The sequence below is a fragment of the Sphingobacterium sp. UBA2480 genome (assembly GCF_002341965.1).
Lineage (GTDB): Bacteria > Bacteroidota > Bacteroidia > Sphingobacteriales > Sphingobacteriaceae > Sphingobacterium > Sphingobacterium multivorum.
In genome coordinates, this window is record NZ_DDPA01000001.1 from 1 (window position 1) to 16,004 (window position 16,004).

Genomic DNA, 16,004 nt, shown 5'->3' on the forward strand with positions numbered 1-16,004 from the left:
ATAATCTTATTGAATTATTCCCCTGACACAGTTTACGTTACAGTCTCGCTTTTTATTTTGATCGTCGAAAAAATGGGTCAAGGAGTTCAATTGTACTTTTGTATCCTGGGTGGTATGAAGGAATATACTTAATATAGCCAAATTCCTGTAATTGTTTAAAATATTTATGATAAGTGGGAGCTGTCTCAATGTGTGACATCTGCATGAGTTTACTTCTGCTTATTCTTATAATCATTCTTTCATTTTGCCGAAAAGCCAGCCTTACAATAGCAAGTAGCAAACTGATGTGCCAAACCGTTAGACGAGCATCTCCACATATATTATCAAGATATTCTAATCCCTTTTTAGATGCATCATTTTTCATCATTAAAGAGGTTTAGGAGGTCAAGTTTATTGTAATAATATGAGCCCATTACTTTTTTGAACCTAATTTTTCCAGATACTCTTAAGTTCTGTAATGTTGCTGGAGAAATGTCCATCATTTTTCGAATGGCTTTACTTCTTATCCATTCGAATTGGCTTGATGATGCCGAGTTAGACTTTCTTTCTAAAAGTAGATCAAAATCACTTATCAGTTGTTCTCTGAATACCTGTAAATCTTGTTGTGTTATAATATCCATATAGTATAGAATTTAGATGCCAAGGTCTACAATAAATTGATTCTGGAAGTTATGAAGCGTTTTAGTTACCTAGTTTTTCCTAATGTTTCTTACAAATGGATTGACAGCAGTTGACGGAAGCTTGAAATTCGAGAAATAGTATAATTATACCTAAACTTTTCAAAATGTTGATAACTTATCTAAATCCTACCAAGTACACTTGCCAGAGGTATCATCGAATCAATTTATTATTGATATTGATCGAATTTTATCAATACTTAATCTGAATATTTAGTTACCCGCTTAATTAAATGATCTCAGTTGGATTTTACGTCCGTTTTATTGACTGTAGTATTTCAATATAATTTAAGAGTTGGCCAAAGGCCAACTCTTTCTCATCATCCTACTAATTTAATCCTCTGTATTTTTCATTGTCATAAGAAGGTTGTATGCGCCTTTTGTAACAATCTGATTTGTTGAAGAGTTTTTCTGCAATATTTCGGTGTACCCGTTTTCGGAGCTTCCCGTTTTGACTTCAACCATTTGAAATAGGTTTTTTCCTTTAACTTCAAAAATATACTGTTTATTCTCAAATTGGACGATAGCATCATTTGGCAGTGCAGCTGATTTATTCAATTTTGTTTCAATATCCGCATTCATATACATTCCGGGAATTAGTTCTTTATCATAATTTTCAAAATGACAATGTACCTCAACTGTATTTTCTGGGGAAATATTTTTACTGATCAGAACGATTTTTGTTTTATACTTTTTATCAGGGTTGGTATTCGTATAGGCATAAACTGTCTGTCCGATGGAAAGCTTATCTATGCTCTTCTCGTAAACCGCAAGTGAAAGATGGATATCTGTCGGATTCACAAGTTCAAATAAAACCTCAGTCGGATTTACATATTTGCCTATATTTACGTTTACAGCAGAAACAAAACCATTTATCGGGGAATGTATATTGATTGTTTTTGATATGTTGTTAGCCGTTAAACTTGCAGGGTTTATTCCTATCAATCGCAGTTTTTGCTCCAATGATTTAACCAGAATATTCTGTGTTTGGTAATTTGATTTTGTTTGCTCATATACTTTATCACTTGTCGCCTTTGTTGAATTTAACTCCTTCTGTCTGCTATATTCGCTGCTATTGTAGGTATATTGGGCTTTTGCGATCAGATAATCCTGCTGGATCTGTATATATTGCGGATCTTCAATCACAGCAATAACCTGCCCCTTTGATACCTGCATTCCCGGAAGCAATTTTGTAAATTTGAGATAACCACCCATAGGTACACTGACCGAGACCTTATTTTGGGGAGGTACGTCGATCTTACCATTTACTTTCAATACGGATGAAATTTCCTTATTATCGAGGTTTCCGATTTCAATACCCGCATTTTTATATTGCGCATCCGTAAGGGAAACCTCATTGTTTTTTAAGCTAAGCGGTGGATCTACTTTTTTTTCTTTTTCTTTTTTTCCATTACAAGCTAATAGGAATAGAGCACTAATGATAAGCGTTATTTTTTTCATAACGGATTTTATTTTGAAATTATATGTAAGGATGAACTGGGCCGCTAAAGCTGTAACTGTAGTTTGTACTATTCTTTTATTCTTATTTTCCATTGGTGTAAAATTTTGGATTGTAAGAATTGATTTCGATCAGGCTGTTATTTCGATTTTTAAGTGCTTCAATATACTGGTTCTGAATCTCAATGGCCTGATTGGTAAGAATAACCCATTGAAGATAATCTATATCCCCTCCCAAAAATTGTTTTTTTGCAGTTGCATTTATGATCTCAACATGTTTTAAGCCAGTTGTCCGAAAGTAATTGACCGCTTCTTCATATTTTTGAAATTCAACAACAGCAGAATTATAGCCAATTTCAAAGTTCTTTAAACTGTTTTGATATTCAGCATCGGCTGCATTCTGATTTATTTCTGAAGCCTTAATTTTAGCTCGTTGGCTCCCTGTAAATATGGGTATTCCAAGACCAACTGTAACCGACTGGAACCTGGGAATGGCATTGTACTCTTTATTATCGGCCCCATTTCCTTTCATGCCCATAATGTTGTAGCCAATGGTAAGAGCGGGCAATAATTTACTTTTTTCCACCTCGGTTTCAGCAGCTGAGATTTCCTTTCTCTGTTTGATGTATTGGAGGAAGGGATGGTTTTCAATGGAGGCATTATTGAGCATGTTTTCCTCGATCAATGTTCTGTCCTTTTCATCTGGCTGATATTCGATTTCGGTATTGAGCAACAATTGAAATTGAAGCTGGGCGATCTTAAGATCTTTTTCCAGCTGATTAAGCTGAATCAGAATCTGTCCACGCTGATTTTCAGCTGTAGTTTTTTCAAGGATATTACTTTCTCCCACTTTGAATCGTTCGTCGGCTTTAGCCTTGAATTCAGCGAAAATATCATCGTTATGCTTCAGGAGTGTTTTCTTTTGTAGGAGGTATAACAGATTGTAATAGGAAATCGCTACAAGCTTTCGTAATTGGGCTTCTTTCACTCCAGTATTAAGGACACTGCCTTTATACTGTTCAGTCAATAAATTTTTATTTGCTGTGTAGACCTTTGGAAAATCCACTGTCTGAGAGATGCCTGCCCGAACATCTGTGTAAACACTATTGATCTGCCCGAATTCAGCACTGATATTTGTTGCGGGGATCATTACCCCGGAATTTACCATCGCTTTACTGTATTCAGACTTCAGCTTTTCGCTTTTTAATGAAAGGTTATTTTCCAGCGCAATATCAGTTGCTTCTTTCAATGTGATTATCGACTGAGCATTCACACTTAGTCCACCCAAAGTTAAAAAAGCCAGAAATAGTGTTTTGTAGCCCGTTTTTCTAAATTTAAACATTCCTTTTTCGATTATGATATAAAGAATTGGTAAAACAAATAGTGTTAAGAAAGTGGCGACCATAAGTCCACCTATGACGACCGTCGCCAGGGGCTTCTGTACTTCCGCTCCCTCACCGGTACTTAGCGCCATGGGTAAAAATCCCAAGGAAGCAACAAATGCTGTCATAAGCACTGGTCTTAATCGAATTTTTGTTCCCTCCAGTACAATTGTCCGCAGATCAGTTTGTCCTTCTTTTTTTAGTCTGTTGAATTCTGAGATCAGTACGATACCATTTAGAACCGCTACCCCAAATAATGCAATGAAGCCGATTCCTGCGGATATGCTGAAAGGCATCCCTCTTAAGGATAGTGCTATAATTCCACCCATTGCCGACAGGGGAATCGCTGTATAGATCAACAACGCTTGTTTTACGGAATTAAAGGCGAAATAGAGCAGCAGCAAAATTAGCAATAAGGCTACCGGAACGGCGATATATAATCTTGATTTAGCCTCCTGTAGATTTTCAAAAGCTCCGCCATAGGTAATATAGTATCCCGGAGGAAGCTTGATCTCCTTACTGACACGCTCCTGTAATTCCTTTACCATGCTCTGTACATCTCTACCTCTTACATTAAAACCGACGATAATTCTTCTTTGCGAATTTTCTCTCTGGATCTGGTTGGGACCATCGATAATATTGACCGCTGCTATGGAACTCAAAGGGATCTGCTGGTCATTTGGTGTGGCGATCAACAGGTTCTGAACGTCTTCAAGATTTTGTTTTTTATCACCCGAGAGCCTTACAACCAGATCAAAACGTTTTTCGCCTTCGTAGACTGTCCCACTGATTGCACCTGCGAAAGCAGAGTTTACGATGTTGTTAACGACTCTGATATTTAGACCGTATTGTGCTATGGTAGCTCTATTATATTTGATTACGATCTGCGGCATTCCCGTTACGGCTTCTACGTAAATGCCACTGCTACCACTCACTTTACCGGCAGTCTTACCTAATTTTTCAGCGTAACTCGCAAGTGTATCGAGATCCTCTCCAAAGATTTTACAGACAACATCTTGTCTTGCTCCGGAAATCAGCTCATTAAAACGCATGGCTACCGGATATTGAAAGCTAAAAGTTACTCCAGGTACCGCTTCCAGTTCTTTGGACATCTTTTCTTCGAGTTCCTCATAAGAGTCCGCAGATGTCCATTCTTTTCTGTCTTTTAGAATAATCATCATGTCCGTTGCATCTATTGGCATCGGATCTGTGGGTACCTCACTACTGCCTGTTTTGCCCACGACTTTTTCAACTTCCGGAAATTTCGATAAGATTATTTTTGATCCCTTTGAAACGGCATCTATGGAAGTGTTGAGGTTGCTTCCGGGAAGTACACGGGTCTCTACGGCAAAATCCCCTTCAGGAAGTGATGGTATAAAGACGCCACCCATCCGAGAAAGAACAAATATGGAGAGAATAAAAATTCCGAGAACGGAAAGTAGAATTGCTTTAGGAATGGACAATGCCTTTTTTAATGTGCTATTAAACGATCGTTCCACCCTTGCCATGATTCTGTCTGAGATATTCTGTTTAACATTGACCTTTTTTTCCAGAAATAACGCAGTCATCATTGGAACATATGTCAGCGATAAAATGAATGCACCGGCCAGGGCGAAAGCCACGGTCTGGGCCATTGGTGTAAACATTTTTCCTTCAATACCTTTCAATGCAAAGATCGGAAGATAGACTATCAGAATAATGATCTCGCCAAATACTGCGGCATTTCTCATTCTTGAAGATGTCGTGAGTACCTCTTTGTCCATTTGCTCCTGGGTGAGTTCATTTGTACCAGCGTAAGCTTTAGTATGTCTTATTCTATGCATGACGGCCTCAACGATAATTATTGCCCCGTCAACGATAAGCCCAAAGTCCAGGGCACCCAGACTCATCAGGTTTCCGCTCACGCCAAAGGTATTCATTAGAATAACGGCAAACAGCATGGACAGGGGGATAACCGATGCCACTATAAGACCGGCACGGATGCTGCCCAAAAAGAAAACCAGAACAAATACAACGATAAGCGCTCCTTCAATAAGGTTTTTTGTGACGGTTGAAATGGAATTGTCAACCATTTTTGTCCTATCCAGGAAAGCATCAATTTCAACTCCTTCCGGCAAGGTCTTTTGGATCTGTGCGATTTTCTCTTTGATGTTTTTGATGACTTCATTACTGTTGGCGCCTTTTAACATCATGACCACTGCTCCTGAGACCTGCTGCTCGCCATTGTAGGTCATGGCGCCGTATCTTGTTGCATTTCCCAGTTTGATCTCACCGATATCATTTATTAATAAAGGAATCCCATTAGGAAGATTCCTGACGACGATATTGCCAATATCATCCATGGAGCCCACCAGGCCTTCGCTTCTGATGAATAGGGCAGTAGGTCCCTTTTCAATATAAGCTCCTCCGGTATTCTCATTATTGCTTTCAAGAGCCGTAAATACATCATTTATAGAAATATTGTTGGCCTTCAATTTTGCGGGATCAACAGCAATTTCATATTGTTTGAGTAATCCCCCGAAGCTGCTCACTTCGGCAACTCCTTTAACACCGATGAGTTGCCTTCTAACAATCCAGTCCTGGATCGTACGAAGTTCCATCGCATTATACCGTGATTCATATCCTTTCTTGGGCCTGACAGTATATTGGTAAATTTCACCGAGTCCTGTTGTTACCGGACCAAGGGTAGGAATACCAAATCCTTTGGGAATCTGGGATTGCACTTGCTGCAATCTTTCGGCAACCTGTTGTCTGGCCCAATAGATATCTGTTTCATCGTCAAAGACAATTGTTACTACCGAAAGACCAAATCTTGAAAAGCTTCGCAGGGATTTTAACCCCGGAATATTATTGTTCACCTGCTCGATGGGAAAAGTTATCAGTCTCTCAACATCCGGTGCTCCAAGGGAAGGGGCAGCAGTGATGACCTGCACCTGATTATCTGTAATATCGGGAACGGCATCGATCGGAAGTTTAGTGACTTCATAGGTTCCGTAGCCGATCAAGGCTATCATAAACAGCCCGATTATGAGTTTATTCTTGATAGAAAACTCAATGACTTTATTAAGCATATTTTAAATGTTAAGCATTGTAGATACACGCCGATAATTACCGGACGCCAATAATTGAAGGATTTTTCCTTTAAAATGTAATGGTTAACAAGCTTTCGGAGGCTGCCAGACTCCATTAAGATATGCTGATCGCAGGGAAATATTGGAATATATGGTTTCTTTATGTTTTATTTCCAAATTCGCTTTCAGGAAAGTGAAAACTTCCGACTGAAAATTCAACATGATTATTTGCGAAGCATGTGCATCAATGGTTTTAAAAGGTAAATTGTCATGATGATGCTTAGCCTGTGTATTGTGCGAACTTGTATTGGAATAATGTTCCTTTAAAAAATCTAAAAATGAAGATGCGTTATGATCATGATCGTGCTGATGCAAAGCAAAATGTTCGATCAGGTTAGGTAATTTAAAGAGCTGGTTTCCTATGCTACTGGTAGATAGGAAAACTAAAAGAAAAAATATTGATATCGCTCTTTTCACTGTGGCAAAGTTATAAAAAGAAGTTCTATTATTCAATATTATTAGCGATAAATGCTCAATCAAAAAAATAGTTCTATAGCTACATGCTGAGATACCTTAATCCAAGGCCACTGAAGACATTATTAATTTTAAGTAATTTTTCCAGCGCACAACTGGATTTAGTAACGATAATTTCTAAGAAATAAAATTATAATTATTATCTGTTTGTAGTTAAAAAAAGTTTAACTTTGTGACCAATAGAACTCATAAATTCAGTTCACCTTATTATGTGCAGAATGTTGAACATATTCATAACGATCTGCTTGCTGGTTTTCACATTTACACCGGGAAGTATTTCTGCATGTACGTCTTCTGCCAAAGGAAGCAAAATAGAAAAATTTTCCTGCAATAGGCATAAAAACGAAAGTTCCTGTAAGAAAAATTGTTGTCATCATAAGCACCATGGAAACAGTGGATGTCGTGGTAACTGTGGAAAAGCATCCTGCCAAAATTCTCCGACAACATTTTTTATCAATAGTATTTTTAAGTATTCCCAAAATGTTTACAATTTTGAGAATAAGAATTTGTATTCAATCTATAAGCAGCCCTATTACTCTTCAGGGTTTGATAGCATTTGGCAGCCGCCAAAAATAGCTTAATATAATGGCTGTATAGCCACAAGTATGCTTTATCGGAAACAGATCTCGTTTTCGATAGCTTTATTATTCGTAAAATTTTTTAAAACCAAATAAAATGAAATCAATATCAAAAATATTGACAGTATTGAGCGTATTACTGTCAAGTATAGCTGGTTTTGCGCAGACTGCTGTTGCTAAAACAGAGACCGTTAAAGTTTTTGGAAACTGTGCAATGTGCAAAGAAATGATCGAAAATGCCGGGAATGACAAAAGGGGAGCAAAGGTAGAATGGAACAAAGACAGCAAATTGGCTACCCTTACCTATAACAGCGAAAAGATCACGGCAGATGAAGTCTTAAAAAAAATAGCATTGGCCGGCTTCGATAACGAAAAGTTTTTAGCGCCGGACGAGGCTTATTCCAAACTGCCGGAATGCTGCAAATATAAGCGGGAATTGAAAAGCGATGAAATGCCGGCAAGCTCAAAAATGGACATGCAAATGGATCACGGTAAACACAACCATGATGGAATGACTTCGGATGCTGAGCAGGCAACACAGAAAAAATCCGAGCTGGATGCTGTTTTCGATAATTATTTTTCCGTAAAAGATGCATTAGCTAACGATAATTCGCCACTGGCGGCAACTAAAGCATCGGATCTTATCAATGCCATAAAAGCTGTACAAATGGGAAAATTATCCAGTACCGAGCATAATGTATGGATGAAGCTGATGGGCTCTATGCAGTCAAATGCTGAGGGAATTTCTAAAACGAAGGATATTTCGAAACAGCGACAGGCCTTCATGCAGCTGTCGAAACCCCTATATGATCTTGCCAAGGCTTCCAAACAGCACGCGCCTGTATATTACCAGCACTGTCCGATGTTCAATGATGGAAAAGGGGCGGACTGGCTAAGCAGAGAATCTGCTGTTAGAAATCCTTACTATGGTAAGAAAATGTCAACATGTGGAAGTACAACTGAAACGATTAAATAAAATGAGAAATATTTTTGTCATTGGAGCTATATCGGCAGCATTAATATTAAACGGCTGTAGAGAAAAGGCAAAGCAATCATCGGGAGAGATGAAAATGGAGGAGCCGGTGGTTAATTCTTTTCAAAAGGGTTCCATCGTTCCTAACGATCAGGTATGTATGGTCAATAACGAATTTATGGGCAAAAAGCAGTTTGATGTTCAATATGATGGTAAAACATATTACGGATGCTGCCAGATGTGTAAGGAAAGGATTCCAACGGATGCTTCCGTCCGGTCGGCTGTGGACCCGGTTTCAAAAAAGTTAGTCGATAAAGCGAAGGCTGTTATCGCAATCACAGGGGATAATGGTGAAGTGTCTTATTTTGAAAATAAAACGACCTACTCTGATTATATAAATAATTCTAAACATTAATATTAACAAAAATTAAAACAATGAAACATTTATTTTTGGGCTTAGCAGCCCTATCAGCCTTAACATTGGCATCTTGTAACGGTAATGCGGAAAAGAAAACAGAAAACACAGAACAGGCTTCTGTTGCCAAAACTGACTCTGCACAGGTTCCAGAAAAATCCACGGAGGTGAAACAGGCCGATTTTTCAGGCCTATACTCTCATTATGATCATATGGCATCGGCTTTGGCCAATGATAATGATAAAGAAGCTGCCGCTGCCGCAAAAGGTATTCTTGAAGAATTGCCGAAAATTGAGACCGGCACATTTAAAGCGGAGCAGAAAACCACTTATGAGGATATAGCCGCCGATATTAAAGAAAACTCGGAGCATATCGCTGACAACGTCGGAAATATTGAACATCAAAGAGAACACTTTGCAATTTTGAGCAAAGATTTTTATGATATAAAGAAATCTCTTGCTGTACAGAAGACTTTATATAAGGTGAAATGTCCTATGTACAATAGTAATAAAGGGGCAATTTGGCTTAGCAGCACAAAAGAATTTAAGAACCCTTATTTGGGAAAAGCTATGTCTACCTGTGGTAAAGTGGAGGAAGAATTAAAATAAGATTGCAAAATTCAAATTATAATAAACTTGTATAAATAGGTATTAATAGGCTGCTTACAAGCAGCCAACCTATTTTGCCCGGAATTTGCTGTTTAATGGGTGAGCTTCCAAAATGAATGCCGGGAGATACGCATTTGAGAATCAAATGGTATTTAGGGAAAACTGAATAGGCCAAAGTTTTGTTCCATAATGAAAGCTGATTTATTTTGGAGAGGTAATATACAGTAAGTTGCATGAAATAACGAAAATACAGTGAAGATATTTTTTCGGTACGGGCCAGATAGAGTATACTTGAATGCAGGTTAATTATCGGAATTAATAGAAACCAAAAATGAGCGCTAAAACTAAACATAAACGTCTATTAAATATAGCAAGTGTATTTCTGTTATTATTTGTCCTGGTGCAGTTTTACAGGCCAGAAAAAAATATTTCGGCCGTGCCCGGTGGCACAATGTTTGAAAAATCATTCAGACCTGCACCTAATGTGAGCGCATTGCTTCAGGTTTCTTGCTACGACTGTCACAGTAATACAACAAGATATCCCTGGTATAGTGAAGTACAGCCTTTTGGCTGGCTCATGGCCAATCATGTAAAAGAAGGAAAAGAAAAACTGAATTTCGATGAATTGGCTGGTTATGGACCCCGGAAAACCAGCTCCAAAATCAATCAGATCATTCATCAGATCCAGGAGGGAAAGATGCCTTTAAAATCATATACAGCAATTCATCGAAATGCTGATCTAAACCAACAGGAAAGACAGATTTTAATAGATTATTTTAACACTAAATTAAATCCTTAATATTATGAAAACATCACATCACAACTCCGGTACGCATTCCTCGGAAATGAATATGTCAAATGAACATAACGGCAACCATGAACATGCCGGGCACAGTAAGGGAAATTACATGAAATTATTATGGATGGCCATTGTATCCTATATCCTGATGTTTTTTCTGATGTATGCAATGGTTGATACCGCAGAAAATGTTGTTTTCAATATCAATCAGTTTTATATGGCCGGTTTAATGGCTGCGCCAATGATCATTATTGAAATTTTGATGATGCGGAAAATGTATGCCAACAGCAAGCTGAATATGATCATAGGTGGTCTGGCCGCAGTACTAACTTTATTATCTTTTCTATGCATCAGACAGCAAGCAGCGGTAGGAGATGTCCAGTTTTTAAAATCCATGATTCCACACCACGCTGGTGCTGTACTAATGGTTGAAAAAAGCAGTCTGGAAGATCCCGAGGTTAAAAAGCTGGCCGAGGATATTATCGTGGCGCAAAAAAAGGAAATTGCGTTTATGAAAGCTAAAATAAATCAGCTGGAGAAAAAATAACCTCTCCCAGCAGGTGAAGCAATTCGTCCAATTTTAACCTCTAAAACTATTTCCAATGCAAAAGTACACATGTCCAATGCATCCGCAAATTATTAAAGACGAACCTGGAAAATGCCCTTTGTGTGGCATGACACTTGTCCCCATGGGGCAATCGGCAGCGCATACGGTTCATCATCATAAAGAAGAACATGCCCACCATGATGCTCAGGAAGGATCTTTTGATAAGCACCAGGGCCATCATACCGGAGATTTTCTCAAGCGCTTCTGGATAAGCCTTATCGTAACGGTGCCTATACTTCTGCTTTCTCACATGATTCAGCAATGGCTGGGATTTACCCTTGCATTCAAAGGAGATAGCTATGTCCTTCTAGCCCTTGGAGCCTTTTTGTACATCTATGGAGGTCTTCCGTTCCTGCGTGGAATGGTCGGTGAAATCAGGGCTAAAGCAATTGGCATGATGACACTTGTTGCATTAGCAATCACAGTTGCCTTTATTTATTCTGTTGCAGTTGTCTTTGGCCTTAAAGGAATGGATTTCTTTTGGGAACTTGCTACCCTGATCGATATTATGCTCTTAGGCCATTGGCTAGAAATGCGCTCCCAGATGGCAGCCTCAAAAGCACTTCAGTCTCTTGTTGCCTTGCTTCCAAGTGATGTAACGGTAGAAAGAGAAGGACTGGCTGTTCAAGTCAAATTGGATGAGCTTGTCCAAAATGATGTTGTTGTGGTAAAGCCCGGAGAGAAAGTTCCCGCTGATGGAGAGGTAATCGAAGGCTTTTCGTATGTGAATGAAAGTATGCTGACCGGAGAAAGCGTTCCGGTAAAAAAAGAAAAGGGCTCAAAAGCGATTGCGGGATCGATCAATGGTGACGGGGTGTTGAGGATAAAAGCTGTCGGTATTGGTAAAGACAGTTATTTAAACAAGGTAATCAACCTGGTACAGGATGCTCAGGCTGCAAAATCAAATACCCAGAACCTGGCTGACAAGGTTGCCAAATGGCTCACTGTAATTTCGATTCTGGTTGGGGTGTTAACCTTCATTTACTGGTACAGTACAGCGGGTAATATTGCATTTGCACTGGAAAGAATGGTTACCGTCATGGTAACTGCCTGTCCGCATGCACTTGGAGTGGCCATCCCATTGGTAGTGGCAATTTCCACCACCCTTTCGGCAACAAATGGTTTATTGATCCGTAACCGGACAGCTTTTGAAACGACCAGAAAATTGACAATGGTCATTTTTGACAAGACCGGAACTTTAACAAAGGGATCACATACAGTAAGGCGTGTGCTGAGCTTTGGCAGTCTTTCTGAAAATGAAATTATCCAATATGTATCTGCTGTTCAACAAAATTCAGAACATCATATCGCCAAGGGAATAATCTCCACCCTGCATGAAAGAGGACTACCTTTATGGAAGTCTGAAAACTTCCGGTATATGCAAGGTATAGGTGTTCAGGGGACAGTGAACGGAAAGGAAGTTATTGCGGCGGGACCAAACTATTTCATTGAAAATAAATTGGAGGTTCCTGGTATGCCCGATGAAATTGACCAGAATGCCGAAACCGTAAATTTTGTATTGATTGACGGGGAACTTGCCGGCATGATCACATTGGCAGATAGTATCCGTGAAGGATCGGAGGAGGCTGTTACGGAATTGCGGAATATGGGCATAAAATCCTTCTTACTGACTGGAGATAACGAAAAGATAGCATCCTCAGTGGCCGGGAAGTTAAAAATGGACGGATATTTAGCAAATGTACTTCCCCATAACAAACAGGAAAAGGTGAAGGAATATCAAAATAAAGGTGAAATTGTCGCGATGACCGGGGACGGCGTTAATGATGCCCCGGCATTGGCGCAGGCAGATGTCGGAATTGCAGTGGGTTCAGGAACTGACGTCGCTGCTGAAACTGCGGATATCATTCTTGTTAACAGTGATCCCAGGGATGTCGTAAAACTCATTGGATTTGGAAGGCGTACTTACCGAAAAATGATCCAAAACCTGTTATGGGCGGTCGGGTATAATGTTATTGCTATTCCGCTTGCTGCGGGACTGCTCTATCCCAATTTTGTCCTTAGCCCGGCAATGGGAGCCGTCCTTATGAGTGTAAGTACAATTGTGGTCGCGGCAAATGCAAGTTTATTAAAATTGAAAGATGCAAGTTTAAAAAAATAATACTGTAAATAATGAAACATTTATTATATATCGTGTTCATACTGATGTTCAGTGCTGGTCTAAATGCCCAGCAAACGAAAAGTATTTACACCTGCGTAATGCATGAACAGGTTCAAAAAACAAAACCGGGCAAGTGCCCGATTTGCGGAATGGATCTGGTCAAGAAAAATATAAAGGTAAAAAAGGCGGAAAAAAAAGAGGCCGACAAGATGGGTAAACCTATGGTTAAAGAAAAAGTACCGGAAGAAAGTACGGAGCACAACCATAGCGAAATGCAGGGAATGTCAGAACAGAAAAAAACATCTGAAAGTATGGACAAAAAGGTTTACACCTGTCCAATGCATCCGGAGGTTACTTCTGATAAACCCGGAAGTTGCCCGAAGTGCGGAATGAAGCTTGTAGTAAATGAAAATAAGGCTGTTAACCACGATGAAATGGATATGTCCGTTCCTATGAAAAAGGATATACCGTTACTTCCTGAAAAAAGACTAGTTGGTGGAAAAGTGGTCAAATACGATCTGTTTGTAAAGGATACCATCGTCAATTATGGTGGTAAGCCCCGAAGAGCTATCGCAGTGAACGGACAGATTCCTATGCCTACATTAACCTTTACCGAAGGGGATACCGCTGAAATCGTCGTCCATAATCTCATGGATGAAGAAACATCGCTCCACTGGCATGGTGTGATGCTGCCCAATAAGGAAGATGGGGTTCCATGGCTCACACAGAAACCGATAAAACCACATTCGACCTATACCTATAGATTTCCTATTATTCAGAATGGAACCCATTGGTATCATTCCCATTCCGGACTCCAGGAGCAGATCGGTATGTATGGCTCGTTCATCATGAAAAAAAGGGATGATGATCCCACCTTTAGAAAAGGAATCGACGATCTTCCAACGGTGCCATTGATCTTAAGCGAATGGACAAATCTTAATCCCAATAATGTTCATCGTATGCTTCATAATGCCAATGACTGGTTTGCCATAAAAAAAGGTACAACCCAGAGTTATCTGGAAGCAATCAAGGAAGGGCATTTTAAAACGAAGATTACGAACGAATGGAAACGCATGCTTGCAATGGATGTAAGTGATGTGTACTATGATAAATTTTTGATCAATGGAACAAGTGAACAGCAGCTTTCTCAATTCAAGGCCGGGGATAAGGTAAGGTTGCGTATCGCCAATGGCGGAGCCTCTTCTTATTTTTGGTTAAACTATGCCGGTGGAAAGGTTACTGTAGTAGCAAATGACGGGAATGATGTCGAGCCGGTTGAAGTTGACAGGCTGATCTTTGGAGTTTCGGAAACCTATGACATCGTGGTTACCATACCACAGAAGAATACTTCCTATGAATTATTGATTACGCCTGAAGACCGAACTAAATCAACATCAATTTTTATAGGGGAGGGAATTAAACAAACAATGTCACCGATGCCTAAGCTCAAATATTTTGAGGGGATGAAGATGATGAACGACATGATGAAAATGAACGGTGATATGAAGGATATGGGAATGAATATGACCCTTCAAAAAATGGACATGAATTCAGTGATGTACCCTGAAATCACGGGCAGCAAGGAGAAGGAGTCAAAAACTGGCCAAAAAATGGATATGGATTCGGGAAGTATGGACCATTCAGGCCATGATATGGGCAGTTCAGATATTGTAACCTTAAATTATGATATGTTAAAATCTCCTTATAATACCGAATTACCTAAAGATCAGCCCGTGAAAGAACTCACTTTCACACTTACCGGGAACATGAACCGATATGTCTGGAGCATGGATAATAAAGTGCTTTCCGAAGTTGATAAGATTCACGTAAAAAAAGGGGAGATTTTAAGGATTACGTTGATCAATAATTCTATGATGCGCCATCCCATGCACCTGCATGGATTTGATTTTCGGGTTTTGAACAGCAGTGGTGTGCAATCACCCCTCAAGAATGTACTGGATATTATGCCAATGGAGAAAGATACCATTGAGTTTGCCGCAAATACAGAAGGGGACTGGTTCTTTCATTGCCACATTCTGTATCATATGATGGCAGGTATGAACCGGGTCTTTGCAGTGGGGGACTATCAAAACCCTGAACTTCCCAATAAAGCGAAAGCCTATAAAAAACTTCAGAGAGAAAGTGATGAAATACACCTGATGGCCGAAAATGATTTTGCATCCAATGGAAATGACGGGCAATTAATGCTACAGAATACAAGATGGAGCCTTGGAACAGAGTGGCGGTTAGGGTACAATAACATGCATGGTTATGAGACTGAAACCCATTTGGGAAGGTATATTGGCAAAATGCAATGGCTTATGCCTTTTATTGGCTTCGATTGGAGATACCGTCAGTTTGGAAGTCATGAAATCGAAAAGAATATGTTTGGGCAGAAAAATACCAAGAATAAACGTGCGACTTTAAGTGCCGGTGTTTTATATACACTACCAATGTTAATAGATTTTCAGGCAGAGGTATTTACCGATGGTATAGTCCGGTTACAACTAAGAAGAGAAGACATCCCGCTGACACAAAGACTAAGGGGGGCTTTCTCTGTCAACACAGACAAAGAGTATATGCTCGGATTAAAATATATCATGACAAGGAATACAGCATTTTCGACCCATTACGACAGTGATATGGGCTGGGGTGTTGGATTGACATTGTCCTATTAATTTTCGGAGAACTTTGGTTTCAGTGAACGCTGGGAGATTAATCCTACGACAGCGGTGCAAATTTTGCACCGCTGTTGTCTTTCTTGATAAGGGCGTTCAATATAT

General features: G+C 39.5%; 11 protein-coding genes. 7 read left to right on the plus strand and 4 right to left on the minus strand.

The genetic code is table 11. The features are described 5' to 3' along the window. Window positions 1-52 precede the first annotated feature (52 nt). The 4 genes from B3600_RS00005 to B3600_RS00020 form a co-directional block, all read right to left on the minus strand. Window positions 53-367: a hypothetical protein gene (locus tag B3600_RS00005; RefSeq protein ID WP_286751637.1), complete on the minus strand. Its 315-nt coding sequence runs from the start codon at window positions 365-367 to the stop codon at window positions 53-55. Further along, entirely contained in the window at window positions 354-620 is a 267-nt protein-coding gene (locus B3600_RS00010; protein WP_286751638.1) for a DNA-binding protein, read from the minus strand. The genes B3600_RS00005 and B3600_RS00010 overlap by 14 nt, the downstream gene beginning before the upstream one ends. Window positions 621-1,010: 390 nt before the next feature. Beyond that, complete coding sequence (locus B3600_RS00015) at window positions 1,011-2,138, minus strand: efflux RND transporter periplasmic adaptor subunit (RefSeq protein WP_286751639.1); 1,128 nt, start codon at window positions 2,136-2,138, stop codon at window positions 1,011-1,013. Between the two features lie 82 nt (window positions 2,139-2,220). Then, window positions 2,221-6,588, minus strand: a complete 4,368-nt coding sequence (locus B3600_RS00020) for a CusA/CzcA family heavy metal efflux RND transporter (protein ID WP_286751640.1) — start codon at window positions 6,586-6,588, stop codon at window positions 2,221-2,223. A gap of 1,209 nt (window positions 6,589-7,797) precedes the next feature. Between B3600_RS00020 and B3600_RS00025 the strand changes: the two genes are divergently transcribed. The 7 genes from B3600_RS00025 (at window position 7,798) to B3600_RS00055 (ending at window position 15,899) form a co-directional block, all read left to right on the plus strand. Then, the gene (locus B3600_RS00025; RefSeq protein WP_286751641.1) at window positions 7,798-8,676 is read left to right on the plus strand and encodes a DUF3347 domain-containing protein; all 879 of its coding nucleotides are present in this window, start codon (window positions 7,798-7,800) and stop codon (window positions 8,674-8,676) included. 1 nt (window position 8,677) lies between these two features. Then, a complete protein-coding gene (locus tag B3600_RS00030) occupies window positions 8,678-9,088 on the plus strand; it encodes a hypothetical protein (protein ID WP_286751642.1) in 411 nt (136 codons plus the stop codon). Window positions 9,089-9,108: 20 nt separating this feature from the next. Continuing rightward, entirely contained in the window at window positions 9,109-9,696 is a 588-nt protein-coding gene (locus B3600_RS00035) for a DUF3347 domain-containing protein (protein WP_286751643.1), read from the plus strand. Between the two features lie 331 nt (window positions 9,697-10,027). After that, window positions 10,028-10,495: a heme-binding domain-containing protein gene (locus B3600_RS00040; protein WP_286751644.1), complete on the plus strand. Its 468-nt coding sequence runs from the start codon at window positions 10,028-10,030 to the stop codon at window positions 10,493-10,495. A 4-nt stretch (window positions 10,496-10,499) separates the two neighbouring features. Then, window positions 10,500-11,042 carry a DUF305 domain-containing protein gene (locus B3600_RS00045; protein ID WP_286751645.1) on the plus strand — a complete coding sequence of 181 codons (543 nt, stop codon included), beginning with the start codon at window positions 10,500-10,502 and terminating at the stop codon, window positions 11,040-11,042. Between the two features lie 55 nt (window positions 11,043-11,097). Continuing rightward, window positions 11,098-13,221, plus strand: coding sequence for a heavy metal translocating P-type ATPase (locus B3600_RS00050; RefSeq protein WP_286751646.1), 2,124 nt, complete (start codon window positions 11,098-11,100; stop codon window positions 13,219-13,221). A gap of 11 nt (window positions 13,222-13,232) precedes the next feature. After that, on the plus strand, window positions 13,233-15,899 hold the full coding sequence (locus B3600_RS00055) for a multicopper oxidase domain-containing protein (protein ID WP_286751647.1): 2,667 nt from the start codon (window positions 13,233-13,235) through the stop codon (window positions 15,897-15,899). Window positions 15,900-16,004: the final 105 nt, after the last annotated feature.

What these genes read in the sequence shown, in the direction of transcription:
- B3600_RS00025 (WP_286751641.1), top strand. Translation starts at nt 7,798, where the DNA reads ATGAAATCAATATCAAAAATATTGACAGTATTGAGCGTATTACTGTCA.
- B3600_RS00005 (WP_286751637.1), bottom strand. Translation starts at nt 367, where the DNA reads ATGATGAAAAATGATGCATCTAAAAAGGGATTAGAATATCTTGATAAT.
- B3600_RS00040 (WP_286751644.1), top strand. Translation starts at nt 10,028, where the DNA reads ATGAGCGCTAAAACTAAACATAAACGTCTATTAAATATAGCAAGTGTA.
- B3600_RS00050 (WP_286751646.1), top strand. Translation starts at nt 11,098, where the DNA reads ATGCAAAAGTACACATGTCCAATGCATCCGCAAATTATTAAAGACGAA.
- B3600_RS00015 (WP_286751639.1), bottom strand. Translation starts at nt 2,138, where the DNA reads ATGAAAAAAATAACGCTTATCATTAGTGCTCTATTCCTATTAGCTTGT.
- B3600_RS00010 (WP_286751638.1), bottom strand. Translation starts at nt 620, where the DNA reads ATGGATATTATAACACAACAAGATTTACAGGTATTCAGAGAACAACTG.
- B3600_RS00020 (WP_286751640.1), bottom strand. Translation starts at nt 6,588, where the DNA reads ATGCTTAATAAAGTCATTGAGTTTTCTATCAAGAATAAACTCATAATC.
- B3600_RS00035 (WP_286751643.1), top strand. Translation starts at nt 9,109, where the DNA reads ATGAAACATTTATTTTTGGGCTTAGCAGCCCTATCAGCCTTAACATTG.
- B3600_RS00045 (WP_286751645.1), top strand. Translation starts at nt 10,500, where the DNA reads ATGAAAACATCACATCACAACTCCGGTACGCATTCCTCGGAAATGAAT.
- B3600_RS00030 (WP_286751642.1), top strand. Translation starts at nt 8,678, where the DNA reads ATGAGAAATATTTTTGTCATTGGAGCTATATCGGCAGCATTAATATTA.
- B3600_RS00055 (WP_286751647.1), top strand. Translation starts at nt 13,233, where the DNA reads ATGAAACATTTATTATATATCGTGTTCATACTGATGTTCAGTGCTGGT.